General features: G+C 68.2%; 19 protein-coding genes. 9 read left to right on the top strand and 10 right to left on the bottom strand.

Going from position 1 to position 14,778, the window contains the following annotated elements:
• Window positions 1-15: 15 nt before the first annotated feature.
• A complete protein-coding gene (locus A7U43_RS24240) occupies window positions 16-1,116 on the top strand; it encodes a cytochrome P450 (RefSeq protein ID WP_231963452.1) in 1,101 nt (366 codons plus the stop codon).
• Window positions 1,117-1,177: 61 nt separating this feature from the next.
• On the opposite strand, the gene A7U43_RS24235 is transcribed toward A7U43_RS24240, so the two are convergent.
• Entirely contained in the window at window positions 1,178-2,110 is a 933-nt protein-coding gene (locus A7U43_RS24235) for an SDR family oxidoreductase (RefSeq protein WP_068000078.1), read from the bottom strand.
• A gap of 87 nt (window positions 2,111-2,197) precedes the next feature.
• Here A7U43_RS24235 and A7U43_RS24230 point away from each other — a divergent pair, with 87 nt between their 5' ends.
• Together A7U43_RS24230 and A7U43_RS24225 are read left to right on the top strand one after the other, a co-directional pair.
• On the top strand, window positions 2,198-3,031 hold the full coding sequence (locus tag A7U43_RS24230; RefSeq protein ID WP_068003652.1) for a helix-turn-helix transcriptional regulator: 834 nt from the start codon (window positions 2,198-2,200) through the stop codon (window positions 3,029-3,031).
• Between the two features lie 28 nt (window positions 3,032-3,059).
• On the top strand, window positions 3,060-3,437 hold the full coding sequence (locus tag A7U43_RS24225) for a YidH family protein (protein ID WP_068000076.1): 378 nt from the start codon (window positions 3,060-3,062) through the stop codon (window positions 3,435-3,437).
• Here A7U43_RS24225 and A7U43_RS24220 read toward each other — a convergent pair whose 3' ends face one another.
• Both A7U43_RS24220 and A7U43_RS24215 read right to left on the bottom strand, forming a co-directional pair.
• Window positions 3,438-4,262, bottom strand: coding sequence for a hypothetical protein (locus A7U43_RS24220; protein ID WP_068000074.1), 825 nt, complete (start codon window positions 4,260-4,262; stop codon window positions 3,438-3,440).
• Entirely contained in the window at window positions 4,259-4,870 is a 612-nt protein-coding gene (locus tag A7U43_RS24215) for a TetR/AcrR family transcriptional regulator (protein ID WP_068000072.1), read from the bottom strand. Before A7U43_RS24215 ends, A7U43_RS24220 begins: the two co-directional genes overlap by 4 nt.
• Before the next feature lie 116 nt (window positions 4,871-4,986).
• Here A7U43_RS24215 and A7U43_RS24210 point away from each other — a divergent pair, with 116 nt between their 5' ends.
• Window positions 4,987-5,778 carry a bestrophin-like domain gene (locus tag A7U43_RS24210; RefSeq protein ID WP_068003650.1) on the top strand — a complete coding sequence of 264 codons (792 nt, stop codon included), beginning with the start codon at window positions 4,987-4,989 and terminating at the stop codon, window positions 5,776-5,778.
• On the opposite strand, the gene A7U43_RS24205 is transcribed toward A7U43_RS24210, so the two are convergent.
• The 3 genes from A7U43_RS24205 to A7U43_RS24195 all read right to left on the bottom strand — a co-directional run bounded on the left by A7U43_RS24205 (window position 5,775) and on the right by A7U43_RS24195 (window position 7,474).
• Window positions 5,775-5,975 carry a hypothetical protein gene (locus A7U43_RS24205; protein ID WP_068000070.1) on the bottom strand — a complete coding sequence of 67 codons (201 nt, stop codon included), beginning with the start codon at window positions 5,973-5,975 and terminating at the stop codon, window positions 5,775-5,777. The genes A7U43_RS24210 and A7U43_RS24205 overlap by 4 nt on opposite strands.
• A 127-nt stretch (window positions 5,976-6,102) precedes the next feature.
• The gene (locus A7U43_RS24200; RefSeq protein ID WP_068000069.1) at window positions 6,103-6,687 is read right to left on the bottom strand and encodes a carboxymuconolactone decarboxylase family protein; all 585 of its coding nucleotides are present in this window, start codon (window positions 6,685-6,687) and stop codon (window positions 6,103-6,105) included.
• 139 nt (window positions 6,688-6,826) lie between these two features.
• A complete protein-coding gene (locus A7U43_RS24195) occupies window positions 6,827-7,474 on the bottom strand; it encodes a TetR/AcrR family transcriptional regulator (RefSeq protein WP_068000067.1) in 648 nt (215 codons plus the stop codon).
• Between the two features lie 131 nt (window positions 7,475-7,605).
• Here A7U43_RS24195 and A7U43_RS24190 point away from each other — a divergent pair, with 131 nt between their 5' ends.
• From A7U43_RS24190 to A7U43_RS24180, 3 genes are all read left to right on the top strand, one after another.
• The gene (locus A7U43_RS24190) at window positions 7,606-8,607 is read left to right on the top strand and encodes a GNAT family N-acetyltransferase (RefSeq protein ID WP_068000063.1); all 1,002 of its coding nucleotides are present in this window, start codon (window positions 7,606-7,608) and stop codon (window positions 8,605-8,607) included.
• A complete protein-coding gene (locus A7U43_RS24185) occupies window positions 8,601-9,422 on the top strand; it encodes a shikimate 5-dehydrogenase (protein ID WP_068000061.1) in 822 nt (273 codons plus the stop codon). The genes A7U43_RS24190 and A7U43_RS24185 overlap by 7 nt, the downstream gene beginning before the upstream one ends.
• A 136-nt stretch (window positions 9,423-9,558) precedes the next feature.
• Window positions 9,559-10,542 carry a cation transporter gene (locus A7U43_RS24180; protein ID WP_068000059.1) on the top strand — a complete coding sequence of 328 codons (984 nt, stop codon included), beginning with the start codon at window positions 9,559-9,561 and terminating at the stop codon, window positions 10,540-10,542.
• Window positions 10,543-10,575: 33 nt separating this feature from the next.
• On the opposite strand, the gene lpqN is transcribed toward A7U43_RS24180, so the two are convergent.
• Window positions 10,576-11,286 (bottom strand): envelope biogenesis lipoprotein LpqN, encoded by a 711-nt coding sequence (lpqN, locus tag A7U43_RS24175; RefSeq protein ID WP_068000057.1) that lies wholly within the window; start codon window positions 11,284-11,286, stop codon window positions 10,576-10,578.
• 131 nt (window positions 11,287-11,417) lie between these two features.
• On the opposite strand from lpqN, the gene A7U43_RS24170 reads away from it, so the two are divergent.
• Entirely contained in the window at window positions 11,418-12,077 is a 660-nt protein-coding gene (locus A7U43_RS24170) for a DUF5642 family protein (RefSeq protein WP_068000056.1), read from the top strand.
• Between the two features lie 10 nt (window positions 12,078-12,087).
• Window positions 12,088-12,744, top strand: a complete 657-nt coding sequence (locus A7U43_RS24165) for a DUF5642 family protein (protein ID WP_068003647.1) — start codon at window positions 12,088-12,090, stop codon at window positions 12,742-12,744.
• On the opposite strand, the gene A7U43_RS24160 is transcribed toward A7U43_RS24165, so the two are convergent.
• From A7U43_RS24160 to A7U43_RS24150, 3 genes are all read right to left on the bottom strand, one after another.
• Window positions 12,741-13,379: an alpha-ketoglutarate-dependent dioxygenase AlkB gene (locus A7U43_RS24160; RefSeq protein ID WP_068000055.1), complete on the bottom strand. Its 639-nt coding sequence runs from the start codon at window positions 13,377-13,379 to the stop codon at window positions 12,741-12,743. The two genes, A7U43_RS24165 and A7U43_RS24160, sit on opposite strands and share 4 nt — an antisense overlap.
• A gap of 30 nt (window positions 13,380-13,409) precedes the next feature.
• Window positions 13,410-13,853 carry a redox-sensitive transcriptional activator SoxR gene (gene soxR / locus A7U43_RS24155; protein ID WP_068000054.1) on the bottom strand — a complete coding sequence of 148 codons (444 nt, stop codon included), beginning with the start codon at window positions 13,851-13,853 and terminating at the stop codon, window positions 13,410-13,412.
• A gap of 65 nt (window positions 13,854-13,918) precedes the next feature.
• Window positions 13,919-14,776 (bottom strand): hypothetical protein, encoded by an 858-nt coding sequence (locus A7U43_RS24150; protein ID WP_068000053.1) that lies wholly within the window; start codon window positions 14,774-14,776, stop codon window positions 13,919-13,921.
• Window positions 14,777-14,778 lie beyond the last annotated feature (2 nt).

Below are 14,778 nucleotides of genomic sequence, written 5' to 3'. Positions count from 1 at the left end.
CCGCATTACCGTGCGATGCGCGAGCTGGGGCCCGTCGTGTGGCTGACCCACCATCGCCTCTACGCCCTGCCGCGGTACAGCGAATGCAAGGCCACGCTGCGCGATGATGACCTGTTCCTCTCCGGTCATGGGGTCGCGGCCAACCCACTGATCAATCGACTCTCCCGCGGCACCACGCTGAACAGCGACGGCGCCGACCACGACCGACGCCGCAAGCTCGTCGCTCACCGGATGATGCCGCGCGCTCTGCGCACCCTCGGCGATGCCGTCGATGACCAAGCGCGTTCCATCGTCGAGCAGGCCGTGTCGCGCAAGACGGTGGATGCGGTCGCCGACCTCGCCACGTCGCTACCGTTGGCCATCGTGCCCGATCTGGTGGGGTGGCCCAGCGATCAACGCGCCCACTTGCTCGACTGGGCTGCAGCCACATTCGACATCCTCGGACCCGCGAACCTGCAGTCGATCAAGGCTCTACCACGCAGCCTGCACATGCTGCGCTTCGCGCGCCGCGTGGTGCGTGAACGCAACGTGCTGCCCGGCAGCATGGCCCACGAACTATTGACCGCCGTCGACGAGGGCAGCCTCGCCGTCGAGGAAGTGCCGCCGCTGCTCATCGATTACATCGCCCCGTCGCTGGACACCACGATCAGTGCGATCTCCAGTGCGGTGTATCTGTTCGCCACCCACCCCGAGCAATGGGAGTTGCTCAAGGGCGACCCATCGCTCATTCCGAACGCCATCAACGAAGTGGTTCGCTACGAATCACCGCTGCGGGCGTTCACCCGCAAGACTGCGCGCGCAAGCGTCATCGCCGACGTGGGCTTGCCGGCCGGTGCCCGGGTGTTGGTGCTCTACGCCTCGGCCAACCGTGACGAACGCGAATGGGACGCTCCCGACGTCTTCGATATCCGCAACGACGCCGGCCGCCAGGTCGGGTTCGGTAGCGGCGCACACGCCTGTGCCGGTCAAGGTCTGGCCCGGCTGGAGACCACGGCGATGCTCAAGGCGTTGATCGAGCGCGTCGACCGCATCGAGGTGGCCGCCGAGCCGACGTGGGGGATCAACAACATCATCCACCGCCACGACCGGCTACCCATCCGGCTGGTCGCGGCCTGAAGCACGCGATGGACATCGCTGGTGCCTGATGTAGAGGTCTAGGACGTCGCGGCCGGCTGCGTCAGCCGAATGCGACGCCGGTGAGTTGCTCCGACATGTCCCACATCTGACGTGCATTTGCGCTGTCACGCAACGGTTTCCAGAGCTTCTGTGGCCCGGGCGGGCCGCCGGCGCCACCCGGCCACTGCGGTCCGTAGAACACCGAGGGTTCGGTGGCTGTCGCCGCCTGCAACGCCGGTAGCCTGGCGGTCTCGGGAGTCCCGACGAGCAGGCCGCGCGCCGACAGCCACCGGATCATCCGGACCTCGGTGGTGTCGGTGTCCCGGCCGACCTCCGGGCGCGCGGCGAGCAGACTCGTCGGCGCCACACCGGGGTGCGCGATAGTGCTGGTGATACCCCAGCTGCCTGCGGCGCTGCGTCGCACCAGTTCCAGGCCGAACAGCCCGACCGCGATCTTGGATTGCCGGTAGGCAGCCATCCCGTCGTAGCTGCGCTCCCAGTTCAGGTCAGCCCAGTTGATCGACCCGCTGCGGGCGGCCACGCTGGTCTGCGAGGTCACTCGTGCCCGACCCGCCCGTAGCAGTGGCAGCAGGTGCCCGGTGAGCGCGAAATGGCCGAGATGGTTTGTGCCGAACTGGAGCTCGAACCCGTCGATGGTGCGCTGCAGGTCCGGCGGTGTCATCACCCCGGCGTTGTTGACCAGCAGGTGGATCGGGGAGCCCTCGGCGCGTAGCTTCGCGCCGAGCGCGCCGACCGACGCCAGCGAGGACAGATCCAGTGCCTCCAGCGACAGCTTCGCCTGCGGGTGCCGGGCCCGGATGGCGTCGACGGCGGCGTCCCCCTTCGCGGTGTTGCGCACCGGCATGATCACCTCGGCGCCCGCGCCGGCCAAGCCGGCGGCGATGCCGAGCCCGATCCCGTCGCTGGCGCCGGTCACCACCGCGCGTCGGCCGGTGAGATCGGGAAGGGCAAGGTCATACGTTCTGGGTGGCATGACTGCGAGACTGCCGGGCGGGCGGCGCCGTAACCACGGTCTGACGATCCGTGGTTACGGCGCCGGCCCCGGGGGACAATGGCAGCCATGATCGATCGAGCGGGGTTGGCGGAGTTCCTGGTCCGCCGGCGCAGCGCGCTGCAGCCCGAGGATGTCGGCCTGCCCCGGGGGCGGCGACGCCGGACCAGCGGGCTGCGCCGCGAGGAGGTCGCCGCGCTGTGCCACATGTCGACGGACTATTACGCCCGGCTGGAGCGCGAACGCGGCCCGCACCCCTCCGAACAGATGATCGCCTCGATCGCTCAGGGCCTGCACCTGTCCCGCGCTGAGCGCGACCATCTGTTCACCCTGGCCGGGCACCGTCCGCCGGTGCGGGGGGCGGGCACCGATCACATCGGCCCCGGGATGCTCCGGATCCTCGACCGGCTCACCGACACCCCGGCCGAGATCGTCACCGAGCTCGGCGAGACGCTGCGCCAGACACCCCTGGGTGTCGCACTTTTCGGTGACCTCTGCCGGTTCACCGGTCCGTCGCGCAGTATCGGCTACCGGTGGTTCACCGACCCGGCGGCCCGCGCGCTTCATCCGCCCGAGGACCACGAGTTCTATTCGCGGATGTATGTTTCCGGGCTGCGCGGGGTGGCGGCACTGCGCGGCCCGGAATCGAAGGCGGCGCGGTTCGCCGAGCTGCTCGTCGCCGGCAGCGCCGAGTTCCGCGCGCTCTGGGACGAGCACGAGATCGGCGTCCGGCCGCGTGAGACCAAGCGCTACATCCACCCCGAGGTCGGCGACCTCGAACTGCACTGCCAGATCCTGCTGGACCCCGACGAATCACACACGCTGCTGGTTTATACGGCGGCACCCGGCAGTGAGAGTTACGACAAAGTGCAGCTGCTGTCGGTGGTCGGCGCACCGGGTTGACGCCCTGTGTCATGCTGCAGCTGTGCCGATGAGCGATCCGCCGGTCGATGCGAACACCCGTCTGGCTGCCGAACGCAACCGCTTGGCGCTGGAACGCACCCTGATGGCCTGGACGAGGACGGCGACCTCGCTGATCGCCTTCGGGTTCACCATCTACCAGATTTTCCGGGTGCTCTCCGAGAGTGAACGCCTGCGCGAACCCTACGTCAGCCCGCAGCTGGTCGGCGCCGTCATGGTCGTCATCGGCATCTGCGCGCTGGCGCTGGCCTGGGTGCAGCATCGCCAGGAGCTGGCGGCGCTGCGTGCGGAGTTCGGGCCGATGCGCTACTCCATCGCCTCGGTTGTCGCGGCGCTGATCGCCGGACTGGGTGTGCTGGCCCTGCTGGCCATCACGCTGCGGATGTGATCAGGGGTGCGCGACGAGGTAGGTCTCGTTGCGCAGTCCGGCGGTGAGCTCCGCGACATCGAACGGGCGAGCCAACCGGGCACGCAGCCGCGCCGGATCGACCAGCAGACCGATCTCGGCGGTCTGGTAGGCAAAGAACCGGACGATCAGAGGGTAGAGGCGGCGCATCACGGCCCGCTCGGCCCGCGTGCAGCGCGACGCGCAGTAACCGACGTGGCCGATCTCATCGATCAGGATCTCGGCGTAGAGCCGCTCGATGCGCTCGCTGACGTCGGGCTCGTCGGCGAACAGTTCGATGCCCGTGCGCCGCAGTTCGTCGAACATCACGCAGCCGGCCATCTCCGCCGCACCGACGAACAGGAATCCGAGTCGCTCGGGCATGAACACTCCGGCCTTGACGAACTGCCGCAGCACAACTGGCGGCGGCACCACTTCGAAGGTCAGGTCGAAGATGTCGAGCACGTAGGCCAGCAGCCGCGTGTGGTAGTGCTCCTCCAGCTCCAGATAGACCCGCTCCGGCGGGAGGTCGGCAGCGCTGTTGCGGCCGTAGGTTTCCCCGAGTCCGACCCCGAACCGCTCGGCCTGGTTGAGCTTTGCGGTCGCCAACAGGAACAGCATCTTGGGATCCAGCCCGGGTTCGGGGCGTCGGTGACGCAGATTGCGCAGGAACTGATCCCGATCGGCAGGACGAGCGGACCGCACCGGGTTGGCTTGCAGCTCGGCGAAGAAGTCCTCGCGATTGGCCAGCCTGCGGTTGAGCAGGTCGGCCTCGCCGTCGCGTCGCAGCAGGAACTCGCGGTAGCCTTCGATTCCGTTGTCGTTCATCGTGTTTGCACTCCTTTGACGATGGTCGTGGCGTACCGGCGCAACAGCGCGTCGGCGTGGTGTGAGTCGTGGGCGCCGGTGGCCAGCAGCGCGAAGAGCCCGGTCAAGAAGAACAGCGCGATCTCCGCCGGGTCGACATCGGGTGCGACCTGACCGGATGCCTGGGCGGCGGAGACTGCGGTGACCACGAACTCGGCCAGCGGGTGTTCGGCCAGTTCGTCCTCGGCGGGGCGGGTCGACGAAAAGTGCAGGCCGAGCATGTCCCGGAACACGACGGGTCCCAGGCGGCGTTCGGAGGTGAGCGTCTCGCGCACCAGATCGGCCAGCATCGACTCCAGCGACGTGGTGGCGGGGTCGCCGAGTGCGGCGACGATGCGGACCTCTTCGTTGCGTTCGAGTTCGACCAGGACATGCTCTTTGGTCGGAAAGTGGAAGTAGAACGTCCCGCGTACGACGCCGGCGGCGCTGGCGATGGCGCTGACGTCGGCACCGTTCAATCCGGATCGCCCGATCTCGGCCACGGCCGCCTCGAACAGTCGGGCCCGCGTTTCGCGCCGACGGATTTCTCGCGCTGTCGGCGGGGCGTCGGAGAGGGCATTGGCTGCCATGGCACTCACCGTAGAGGGATGACTGACGATCGTCAATGACGACCGTCAGTGAAATTGGATCAGCCTCGCGCCGCGGCGTGCGCGGTGGTGTCCCCGCTGCGCTCTACAGTCAGGCGATGAGTGCTTGGCTGGTCGGCCACATCCCGGCGGGGGTGCTGCTCGTTGCGCTGATCGTCCTGATTGCCGGCGGCGCGGTGCTGCTGCAACGTGTGGTGCGCCGCAGATACCCGCACCTGGCGGGGGAGGACCACAACGACGTCACCCGATTCACCTACGGCGTGATCGGCTTCGTGTATGCCTTCTTCATCGGGTTCGTCGTCTCGGCGATGTGGGGCCACATCAACACCGCGGACGGCAACATCCGGGCCGAAGGTGCCGCGGCGGTGCAGTTGGCCAGGGATTCGGTGGTCTTCGACGAGGCCGACGGCCAACGTGTGCGCGACCGGCTGCTGGCCTATGGGCAGGCGTCGCTGGCGGAGTGGCCGATCGTGGGCGGTCACTCGACGGCGGATGCCGATGCGGCGCTGGCCGACGTGTACCGGGCCTACGAGCAGATCCGGCCGGTCAATGACACTCAGAAGACCTTCCTGGCAACGTCTTTCGGAAATCTCGACAAGGTGAGCCAGGCGCGCACCGTCCGGGTGCTGCAGGCCCGCGGTGATGACGGGATCCCGTGGCCGCTGTGGGCGGTCATCTTCCTGACCAGCGCCATGGTGCTGGGTACCGCCATCATCTACGGCGTCGAGAAACCGTCGATGCACTACCCGATGGTGGCGATCGTCGGCGTGCTGGTGGCCACCAACCTCTTCCTGGTGTTGCAGCTGGCGCACCCCTTCGTCGGTGACGTGGCCACCTCCGCCGACCCGCTGCGGGAATTCGTGGCGGTACTGGCGCGGCCCGGCGGCTAGAGCCGGAACATCTCGCGGGCCATCGCGGCGTCTTCGATGAATGCCTCCCGCTGGACCGCCCGGTGGCGCGGCTTCTTGCGGGTCGGCCGCGCCGCAGCAAGGAAAGCTGCGACTCGGTCTCCCCACTGTCGAAAACTGATGTGCGGCAGAGGTATCGCCGCCGCCGGCGACCCCGTCAGGGGATGGGCTTGTGTCATGATTCGACGCTACGAATACGGCGCCCACCCGGCATCGTGCCCGGGGTCGATCTTGATGTGCGACCGTGGTAGGAGGCGAACCCGCCCGCGGCATGAGAGCCGGGTCACACCCGTGCGGCCGCGGTCCTCAACTGCCGCTCAGGTGTGCCCGCACATCGTCGTCGAGTGCGACACCGAAGGAACGCAACATCCAGCCCAGCGTCTCGTAGGCACCGACGGTGAAGATGGCGTCCAGGATCTGTGGTGTGCTCAGGTGTGCATTCAGGGTGGCCCAGGTGGCGTCACCGATGACCCCCTGGGTGACCAGTTCGTCGGCGGTGCGCAGCAGCGCGGCATCGGCGTCGGACCACAGCGTGGAATCCGGCCCCCAGGCGATCTGGGCCACCTCGGCGCGGGAGATGCCGACGTCGCCGGCGATCACCACGTGCTGAGCCCATTCGTACTCGGACTGGCGCAGCACCGCGGTGCGCAGGATGAGCAGCTCGCGCTGCCGTGGCGTCAGCGACGTCGCCGAGAGCAGGTGGCCGTTGAACGTGAAGAACGCCTTGGCCAGCTCCGGGTGGTAGGCCAGCGCCCCCAACACGTTGATCCCCTTCGGTCGCCCCTCGGTCGGCAACGGGGGGTGCCGGCGGACCGGGGGATTCATGGCCGTCAAGGCGTCGCGCATCTGTGGCGGCCACTGTTTGGGGTGCAGCGGGTCAACGCGGGTCATCGTCGGCGGATCCTCTCGTCGCTGCCGGTCGCGTCCACGACCGGTAATGGCGTTCTCCAAAGATTGCACGACGATCCCAAAAATGCCGAATGCGACGCTTCGGGGAAGCGTCGCATCCGAACGGGAAGCCGGCAAGCCGTCAGCTCGCGGCGGGCTCCCGCAACGTCCACAGGTGGTTGGACAACAACTTCTGCAACTTGTCCATGACCGCGGCCACCTCGGTGTCGGTCCCCACGAACCCGGCGTAGAAGCCCATCCCGAACATCAACACCAGCAACATTTCCACCAGGGCGGCGGCGTCGGCGTCCTCGGCCAGCTGGCCGCTCTCGGCGGCGTCGCTGACGGCACTGCTCAAGAACGCGCGGACATCATCGCGCGGCGCGTAATCGTCATTCTTGAGCTCGGGGTGCCGGTAGGCCTCCAGCATCGAGGTGACCAGGAAGGCCGCCGCCGAGTCGAACTCGCGGTGCGCGGCCATCATCCCGGTCATGAATGCCGACAACTTGCCGGCCAGCGTCGACTCGCCGTCCGCGGCCTGCACGCCGGCGTCGAACAGCGCGGAGTTGGTGCTCGCCAGTACCTGTCCGTACAGATCCTTCTTGTTGGCGAAGTAGTGGTTGATCGCCGGGCGGGTCAGATTGGCGCGCTCGGCGATCGCCTGGAAGGTGGACGCGTCATAGCCAAGTTCGCTGAAAACCTGCCGGGCCGCATGGATGATCCGCTCACGGGTTTCGGCACCATTAGCTGCTCGGGGACGGCCGCGAGTACGGCGCAGCGCTTGTGTCATACGCGGAGTTTGCCACAGTTATCTGACTCATGCGTAGAAACCGTCCCGAACTGCTGGTTTGTGCGCGCTCATAGCAAATGAGTTGACGGCTGTTGTTGCCGACCCCGTCGGTGCCGCCGTAGCCTCGTGAGGTGTCCGGAGTGACCGCTGTCCGTGCCGACGAACTGGCCGCGCTGGAGTTTTTCGGCGGTTGTCCCGCGCAGACCCTGCGGCCGTTGGCCGCCCAGCTGCAACCGCTGGTCGCCGAGCCCGGGCAGGTGCTGATGCGGCAGGGGGAAACGGCGCTGACCTTCCTGCTCATCGGCTCCGGGCAGGCCCAGGTGACGCACGTCGGCGACGACGGCTCGGTGACCGTCTCGGACCTCGGGCCCGGTGTCGTCGTCGGCGAGATCGCCCTGCTGCGTGACAAGCCGCGCAACGCCACCGTGGTGGCGACCACCGAACTGAAGGGCTGGGCCGGCAACCGGGAGGCCTTCGCTGCGCTGCTGGAACTCCCCGAGGCGATGAACCGTATGGTGCGCACCGCCCGGCAGCGGCTGGCCGCCTACATCACCCCGATCGAGATCGCGTTGCGCGATCATCTGGTGCTGCACCTGCGCCCGGTGCTGCCCGGTGACAACGTGCGCACCGTGAGCGGGCCCATCGAGTTCTCCTCGGAGACGCTCTACCGGCGGTTCCAGAGCACCCGCGTGCCCACCCCGGCGCTGATGGCCTACCTGTTCGAGGTCGACTACGTCGACCACTTCGTCTGGGTGATGACCGCCGGCGCGGACGGGCCCGTGGTGGCCGACGCCCGATTCGTGCGGGAGGGCCACGGGGCCGGCACCGCCGAGGTGGCGTTCATCGTGGCCGACATCTACCAGGGCCACGGCATCGGCACCTTTCTGATGGATGCGTTGGCGGTCGCCGCCCACGTGGGCGGCGTCACCCGGTTCACCGCACGGGTGCTCTCGGACAACTACGCCATGCGGGCCATCATGGACCGTGCCGGCGCGCACTGGGTGCGCGATGATCTCAATGTGGTCATCACCGAGGTGGACGTGCCCGCGGCCGAGTCGCTGTCGCTGCGTCCGGAGATCTACCAGGAGATCGCCGAGATGGCGCGCCGCACCATGCGATCGGTGAGCTGGTGAGACCGCCGCTGTCCAAGGACACCACGCTGTGCATCTCGCTGGCCTCGCGGCCCAGCAATATCGGCACCCGGTTTCACAACTATTTGTATGACGAACTCGGCCTCGATTTCCTCTACAAGGCCTTCACCACCACCGATATCGCCGCCGCCATCGGCGGGGTCCGGGCGCTGGGCATCCGCGGCTGCTCGGTGTCCATGCCGTTCAAATCCGCGGTCATGGCGCTGGTCGACGAGATCGAACCCTCGGCGCAGGTCATCGAATCGGTCAACACCATCGTCAACGACGACGGGTATCTGCGGGCCTGCAACACCGATTACCTTGCGGTGCAAAGCCTGATCGCCGAGCACGGGCTCAACACCGACGATGCCGTCATCATCCGGGGCAGCGGCGGCATGGCCAACGCCGTGGCGGCGGCCTTCACCGGCGCCGGCTTCGGCAGCGGCGTCATCGTGGCGCGCAACGGCGATGCCGGGCGTGCGCTGGCGCAGCGGGTGGGCTACCGGTACGCGCCGGAGGTCGGGTCGCTGCGCGCCCCGATCGTCGTCAACGTCACACCGATCGGGATGGCCGGCGCCGCCGGGGAAAACCAGCAGGCCTTCGACGACGACGTGATCGCTGCGGCCGCAACGGTTTTCGATGTGGTGGCGCTGCCGTCGGAGACGCCACTGATCACCGCCGCGCGCGCCGCGGGCACGACGGTGATTACCGGCGCGGAGGTCATCGCCCGGCAGGCGGCCGAACAGTTCGAGCGCTACACCGGGGTGCGGCCGACCGCCGAGCAGATCGCCGCCGCGTCGGCGATATCGCGCGCCTAGGGGGTGATACGGCGCGGGCACGTCACCGACACGGCCGGGTCCGAGCCGCGATTGCCGTCCCGGCCGGTTAAATTAACGGTCACGGCAATTATCCCCTGCGCCTGACTTCCGGAAATGCTCGTCAACAGGAGGACCCATGGCGGTGCCGACGGAGTCGATGGTGCTGGTAGCCGAGCGTCGCAGCCTACGGGCCTACATGTTCACCATGCTCGGCCTGGCAGTACTCGGGTTCGCCATCTACGCGATAACGCGGGTGTCGGCTACTCAGCTCGATGGCGTGATCTCGCTGATCAATGCGGCAGCAGCCTTCATTGCGGCACGCCTGGCGGTGACTGCGTCGCAGCCCGCCGACGCCGACAACCCGTACGGCCGCCTGGCTTTGGAGAACCTGTACGCCCTGTTTCGTTCGCTGATGATCCTCGGAGTGGTGCTCGTCGGTCTGGTGATCAACGGGATCAAGGTGGTGGACTACCTCCTCACCGGAGTGGGCACCGAACCGGAGTTCGGCTTGGCTGCCGTGTACACCGCGGTATGTGTGCTGGTCTGCCTGGCCCTCAAGTGGAATCACGAACGCAACAATCGTTCGGTCGGTGGGGCGTCAGCTCTCCTGCGGGTCGAAGCCACCGCGGCAAAAATGGAAGCCATCATCAGTGGCGGGATCTGCGCGTCGCTGGTTCTGGTGATTGTGATCCCGGACGGCACCGTCATCACCTCGCCGGACTTCGATATCAAGGACATCGCTGACAGCATCATCGTGATCGTCCTCTGTCTGCTACTCGTCGGTGAGCCCATCCGCCAGATCCGCCGCGAGTTCGCACGGCTGTCCGGGCAGCGTGCCGACCCGGCTCTCGACGCCGCCGTCGAGAACGCCATCGCCGCCGTGAATGCCGAGCACGCCGACGAACTCGACCACCACCTCGTCCTTGTCGACGCACTGGCGATCAGCCGAGGCAAGACCGCCGAGATCGATCTGCGGGTCTCCTACGGCGGCGTGATGTCCGTCGCGGAGCAGGACAACCTACGCGCGCATACCTACGCCGAGCTCCGCGATCGGATCGGACCTCTGCGACTCACATTGGTTTTCAGCGATCTGCCCATTCACGCGGTACCCAGCCTGTGAACTGTCCACCGGCCGGTCGCCCGGCAGCCGCGCTCAGGGGGTGATGGTCGTTTCCTCGTCGATGGCCGACGTGGCGTCCATCAGCGGGCCCATCTGCTCTTCGGTGCCCTCGGCGTTGATCTGCAGGACGAACACGCCGTCATCGGCGGGGATGACCGTCGTCTTCTGCGCCACGAGCAGATTCTTGCCGTCCTTGACGTAGGTGCCACCGACCTGGACGGCGTCGAACCCTCCGAGCTTGCCGGGTTGGCCCTCGGCGGGCCCGTCGAACTCGGGCAGGTTCTTGAGCTCGCCCGCGGCGAACTCCAGGACCTTCGCCCCGTCGACATCGCCGGTCAGCTTCGACATGATCGCGGTGATGGTGGGCGGCGGCGGCGGCATCGACGGATCGGTGTACACGATCTGGCTGTAGGCCCAGTCCGGGGTGCCCGGCCCGGCATCGATCCATCCCGGCGGCGTCGGCAGATTCACGGTGGGCGCCCCGTCCGCGCCGCGCCTGATCTGGGCCTCGGTGATGCCGTTGTCCTTGATGTACTCGGCAATGGTGTAGTTCTCGCCGGCGGGTGCGGCCGCCGCGCTGGACGTCGCGGCACTGGTCTCGGTGGCCTCCGCGGAGGTGGTGCTGGTGCTCTCCTCGGCGCTGCTGGTGGACTCGCTCTTGCCGTCCGATCCGCAGCCGGCCAGGGCCAAGCTGAGAACTGCGGCCGCCGCTGCCATACCGCGGACGGTCGTCTGTTTCTTCATTGCGTCTCCTGTCGTGGGCACCCGAGGGCGATCTTGTGCGGGACGTTACCTGGCGCGGTCAGGCCACGCGGGCGAGCGCGTCAATATCGGAGAACGGCCGTACGCGGGTGTCGATGTGATACCACAGCTTCATGCGTGGCTACGCGATCTGTCTGGGCGCTGCGCTCGTCGTCGCCGGGTGTGGTGCGCCCCGGCCCACCACACCGACCCCGCCGCCGGCCACCGGCGCGATCGAGGACATCAATCCCGCCGCGGTCGCGCGGGTGCGGACCGACCTGCCGCCCGGCTACGAGGTGGGTGCGCTCGCCGATCACGCTGCGCCGGCGGCGTTCTGGGGGCTCACCCCGAACTGGACGGCAGAGCCGGTGCAGTGCGGTGTGCTGGCCGATCCTGGTGCCGGCGCGCCGGTCCGGGGCTGGTCGGCGTCCGGTCCGGGGGGCATCGTGTACGCCCTTGTCGCGGGACCGGGGGTCACCTCGTCGGTGCCCGAGGGGTGTGCGGTCTGGTCGCTGAGCGGCGGACGCACCACGGCTGCCGTGCGCGCGGTGCCACCGCCCGCGATCGCCGACACGCCGACCGTCGCCATGAGCACGGTGGCCACCACGGTTGTCGAAGGCGGTACCGAGACGCGTTCGCACGCCGACACCGTCAGCGCCTATCTGGGCTCGGGTTACGTCGCATCCGTGACCGTGGTGACCGACCCCGGTTCGGCGCTGCCGGTGCTCGGACCCGATATCGCCGCGCGGTTGCTGGCGCAGACGGTGACCGCCGTCGGTGGGGGAGGCCGGTAGATTGGCGGCGATGTTCTCGTCACGGGTGCTCGTCCTCGCCGCCTGCGCAGCCGCGCTCACATCGTGCACCGCAGGCGAACCCGAACAGGGTGCGGGTATCACCGGCGTATTCGACGTCAAGTCGGCATTCGACTCGGGTTTCCAGGTGACCACCACCGGCCCCACCGGTATCGACCCCAAGCTGCTCGCGCCCGCCGCGATACCCGCAGGGGTGAAAGTGGAGCCGCAGGCCTGCGCGAAATTCGCCGCGGGCCTTGCCATTCCGCCGGGAGCGCAGGGCAACATGGCGGCCACCACGGCGGAGGGCAAGGGTAACCGCTTCATCGCGATCGCCGTCGAGACCAGCGAGGCGGTCCCGTTCAACGAGCCCGGTCCGGATTGCCAGAAGGTGGCCTACGGGGGTCCGGGCGTCCGCGGCCTGGTGGAGGTGGTGGAGTCCCCGAAGATGGACGGCGTCCGGGTCCTGGGCACCCATCGCGTCGTGCAGACCGTGGTGGACGGCAAGCCCCACAGCGGTGAGTTGTTCAACTACGTCGCGACATTCGACAACTATCTGGTGATCGTCACCGCCAACCCGCTGGTGATACCGAACACCCCGGTGGCGCCGGTGGACACCCAGAAGGCCAGGGATGTGTTGACCGCGGCGGTGGCCGCGGTACGCGGTTAGCGCACGTCGCGCGGGCGGAACTGGATGCTGATCCGCGGGCCCGTCGGTCGTGCGGTCTTGGGGACCGCGTGCTCCCAGGTCCGCTGACACGATCCGCCCATCACCAGCAGATCCCCGTGCCCCTGGGGCAGCCGCAGGGACCGATGGTGCCGGCCGGGCGACCCCGGCGAGCGTTCCCCGGTGCGTGGCCGCATGGCGAAGGTCCGCCGGGCGCCCAGGCTCACGATCGCCACCATGGTGTCCTCGGTGCTGCTGCGCCCCACGGTGTCACCGTGCCATGCCACGCTGTCGGTCCCGTCGCGGTAGAGGCACAGCCCGGCGCTGGTGAACGGTTCGCCGAGTTCGCCGGCGTAGATGTCGTTGAGGCGCCGGCGCAGTCGCGCGATCGCCGGGTGCGGGGCGGGCCCGGCGGTGAGGTCGTGGAAGCTGACCAGCCGGGGTACGGCGAGCACCCGGTCGTACATCTGCCTGCGCTCGGCCCGCCACGGAATGGCCTCGAGCAGTTCGTCGAACAGGGTTCCGCCCTCGTCCAACCAGCCGTTCAGCCAGCCGGCCCGCACGTCGATCCAGGCGCCCGCGCCCAGGTTGCGACGTTCGTCGTGGTCGAAGAGCGACCCTTGAACGGCCAGAGACACGACTCCAGGGTATCGCACATGCGTTCGATATCAGAGGTTGGCCGCGCCGGGACCGTGATCGGCCAGCATGTCCTCGGGGTTGACCAGCTGGCAGGCCTTCAGGCTCATGCAGCCGCAGCCGATGCAGCCGGTCAGGTTGTCGCGCAGGCGTTGCAGGTGCACGATCCGGTCCTCGAGGTCCTGGCGCCAGCCTGCCGAGAGCCGGGCCCAGTCCTTGCTGGTGGGAACCCGGTCGTCGGGCAGGGTGGCCAGCGCCTCCCGGATGCGGGCCAGCGGGATGCCCAGGCGCTGCGACATCCGGATGAACGCCACCCGGCGCAGGGTCTCGCGGGGGTAGCGGCGCTGGTTGCCCGAGGTGCGCCGGGAGGTGATCAGCCCTTCGCGCTCGTAGAAGTGCAGCGCGGACACCGCCACCCCGCTGCGGTGTGCCAGCTCGCCGGGAGTCAGTTCGTGGATCTCCACGACCTCAACCATAGTTGAGGTGGTCGGGTGGCGTCGTTTTCTGCACGAGGGTCGCCGCGCGGCACAGTTCACCGCCCTCATGGAGAAATCGGCGGCACCGGATGGCCGCGCCGGGCGAACGCCTCCCGTGCTCGGTGCAGGATGAAGGCCTTCGAATGCTCGGCCACCACGTGGATGTCGATCCAGCCCTGCCGGTCGATCATCTCCGCACGGCCGATGTCGTGCACGAATCGGCGTCTGTCGGTCTGGTGAAGTGCGCCGTCGTAGTCGAACCCGACCTTCGGGCCGTCGTAGCCCATATCCAGATATGCGGTGTTGACGCCGTCGGTGACGGGTATCTGGGTGCGCGGCCGAGGAAAGCCGCCATGGACGAGTATCAGGCGCAGCCACGACTCCTTCGGCGACTGTGAGCCAGGGTCCATCAGATCCAGGGCGATCCGCGCCTGCCGGATTCCGCGCAGCCCTGGGTATCGCGCGGCCGATGTCAGTACTTCGGCGGCGCTGATACCCGTGACAGCAGCCAAACCGTCGAGATGTGCGACGGCCTCGGCCGGCGAAAGGAAGCGGGCCAGATCGAGCGCGGTGCGAGCGGGTGAGGTGACGGCGAGGTCGCCGATACGGCAGATCTCGTCGTCGGCCAGCTTTTCCTCCCGCACGACGACGCCGGGACGCCTGCGTCCGTGCCGGGTGATCAACTCGATCGGCACGTGGTCGTCCACCCACCGTGCGCCGTGCAGGAACGCGGCCGCGCGCCCGGCGATGACAGCCTGGCGGTCGGACCACAACCACGCGGCGACGATCCTGGACGACAACCGCTGCGGAACGTCCTTGCGGACGTAGACGCGCGGATGCGCTGCGACATAGCGCGAGCGCAGTTGACCGCGGGTCAGCAGTCCGGCCCGCAGCGCTTCGGGGCCGAGGAAGGGGGTGCTCATGG

It is taken from the genome of Mycobacterium adipatum, from assembly GCF_001644575.1.
In the GTDB taxonomy this organism is placed as follows: Bacteria; Actinomycetota; Actinomycetes; order Mycobacteriales; family Mycobacteriaceae; genus Mycobacterium; species Mycobacterium adipatum.
This window is presented reverse-complemented; position numbering and strand designations above follow the sequence as displayed.

What these genes read in the sequence shown, in the direction of transcription:
- A7U43_RS24240 (WP_231963452.1), top strand. Translation starts at nt 16, where the DNA reads ATGCGCGAGCTGGGGCCCGTCGTGTGGCTGACCCACCATCGCCTCTAC.
- A7U43_RS24235 (WP_068000078.1), bottom strand. Translation starts at nt 2,110, where the DNA reads ATGCCACCCAGAACGTATGACCTTGCCCTTCCCGATCTCACCGGCCGA.
- A7U43_RS24230 (WP_068003652.1), top strand. Translation starts at nt 2,198, where the DNA reads ATGATCGATCGAGCGGGGTTGGCGGAGTTCCTGGTCCGCCGGCGCAGC.
- A7U43_RS24225 (WP_068000076.1), top strand. Translation starts at nt 3,060, where the DNA reads ATGAGCGATCCGCCGGTCGATGCGAACACCCGTCTGGCTGCCGAACGC.
- A7U43_RS24220 (WP_068000074.1), bottom strand. Translation starts at nt 4,262, where the DNA reads ATGAACGACAACGGAATCGAAGGCTACCGCGAGTTCCTGCTGCGACGC.
- A7U43_RS24215 (WP_068000072.1), bottom strand. Translation starts at nt 4,870, where the DNA reads ATGGCAGCCAATGCCCTCTCCGACGCCCCGCCGACAGCGCGAGAAATC.
- A7U43_RS24210 (WP_068003650.1), top strand. Translation starts at nt 4,987, where the DNA reads ATGAGTGCTTGGCTGGTCGGCCACATCCCGGCGGGGGTGCTGCTCGTT.
- A7U43_RS24205 (WP_068000070.1), bottom strand. Translation starts at nt 5,975, where the DNA reads ATGACACAAGCCCATCCCCTGACGGGGTCGCCGGCGGCGGCGATACCT.
- A7U43_RS24200 (WP_068000069.1), bottom strand. Translation starts at nt 6,687, where the DNA reads ATGACCCGCGTTGACCCGCTGCACCCCAAACAGTGGCCGCCACAGATG.
- A7U43_RS24195 (WP_068000067.1), bottom strand. Translation starts at nt 7,474, where the DNA reads ATGACACAAGCGCTGCGCCGTACTCGCGGCCGTCCCCGAGCAGCTAAT.
- A7U43_RS24180 (WP_068000059.1), top strand. Translation starts at nt 9,559, where the DNA reads ATGGCGGTGCCGACGGAGTCGATGGTGCTGGTAGCCGAGCGTCGCAGC.
- lpqN (WP_068000057.1), bottom strand. Translation starts at nt 11,286, where the DNA reads ATGAAGAAACAGACGACCGTCCGCGGTATGGCAGCGGCGGCCGCAGTT.
- A7U43_RS24170 (WP_068000056.1), top strand. Translation starts at nt 11,418, where the DNA reads ATGCGTGGCTACGCGATCTGTCTGGGCGCTGCGCTCGTCGTCGCCGGG.
- A7U43_RS24165 (WP_068003647.1), top strand. Translation starts at nt 12,088, where the DNA reads ATGTTCTCGTCACGGGTGCTCGTCCTCGCCGCCTGCGCAGCCGCGCTC.
- soxR (WP_068000054.1), bottom strand. Translation starts at nt 13,853, where the DNA reads ATGGTTGAGGTCGTGGAGATCCACGAACTGACTCCCGGCGAGCTGGCA.
- A7U43_RS24150 (WP_068000053.1), bottom strand. Translation starts at nt 14,776, where the DNA reads ATGAGCACCCCCTTCCTCGGCCCCGAAGCGCTGCGGGCCGGACTGCTG.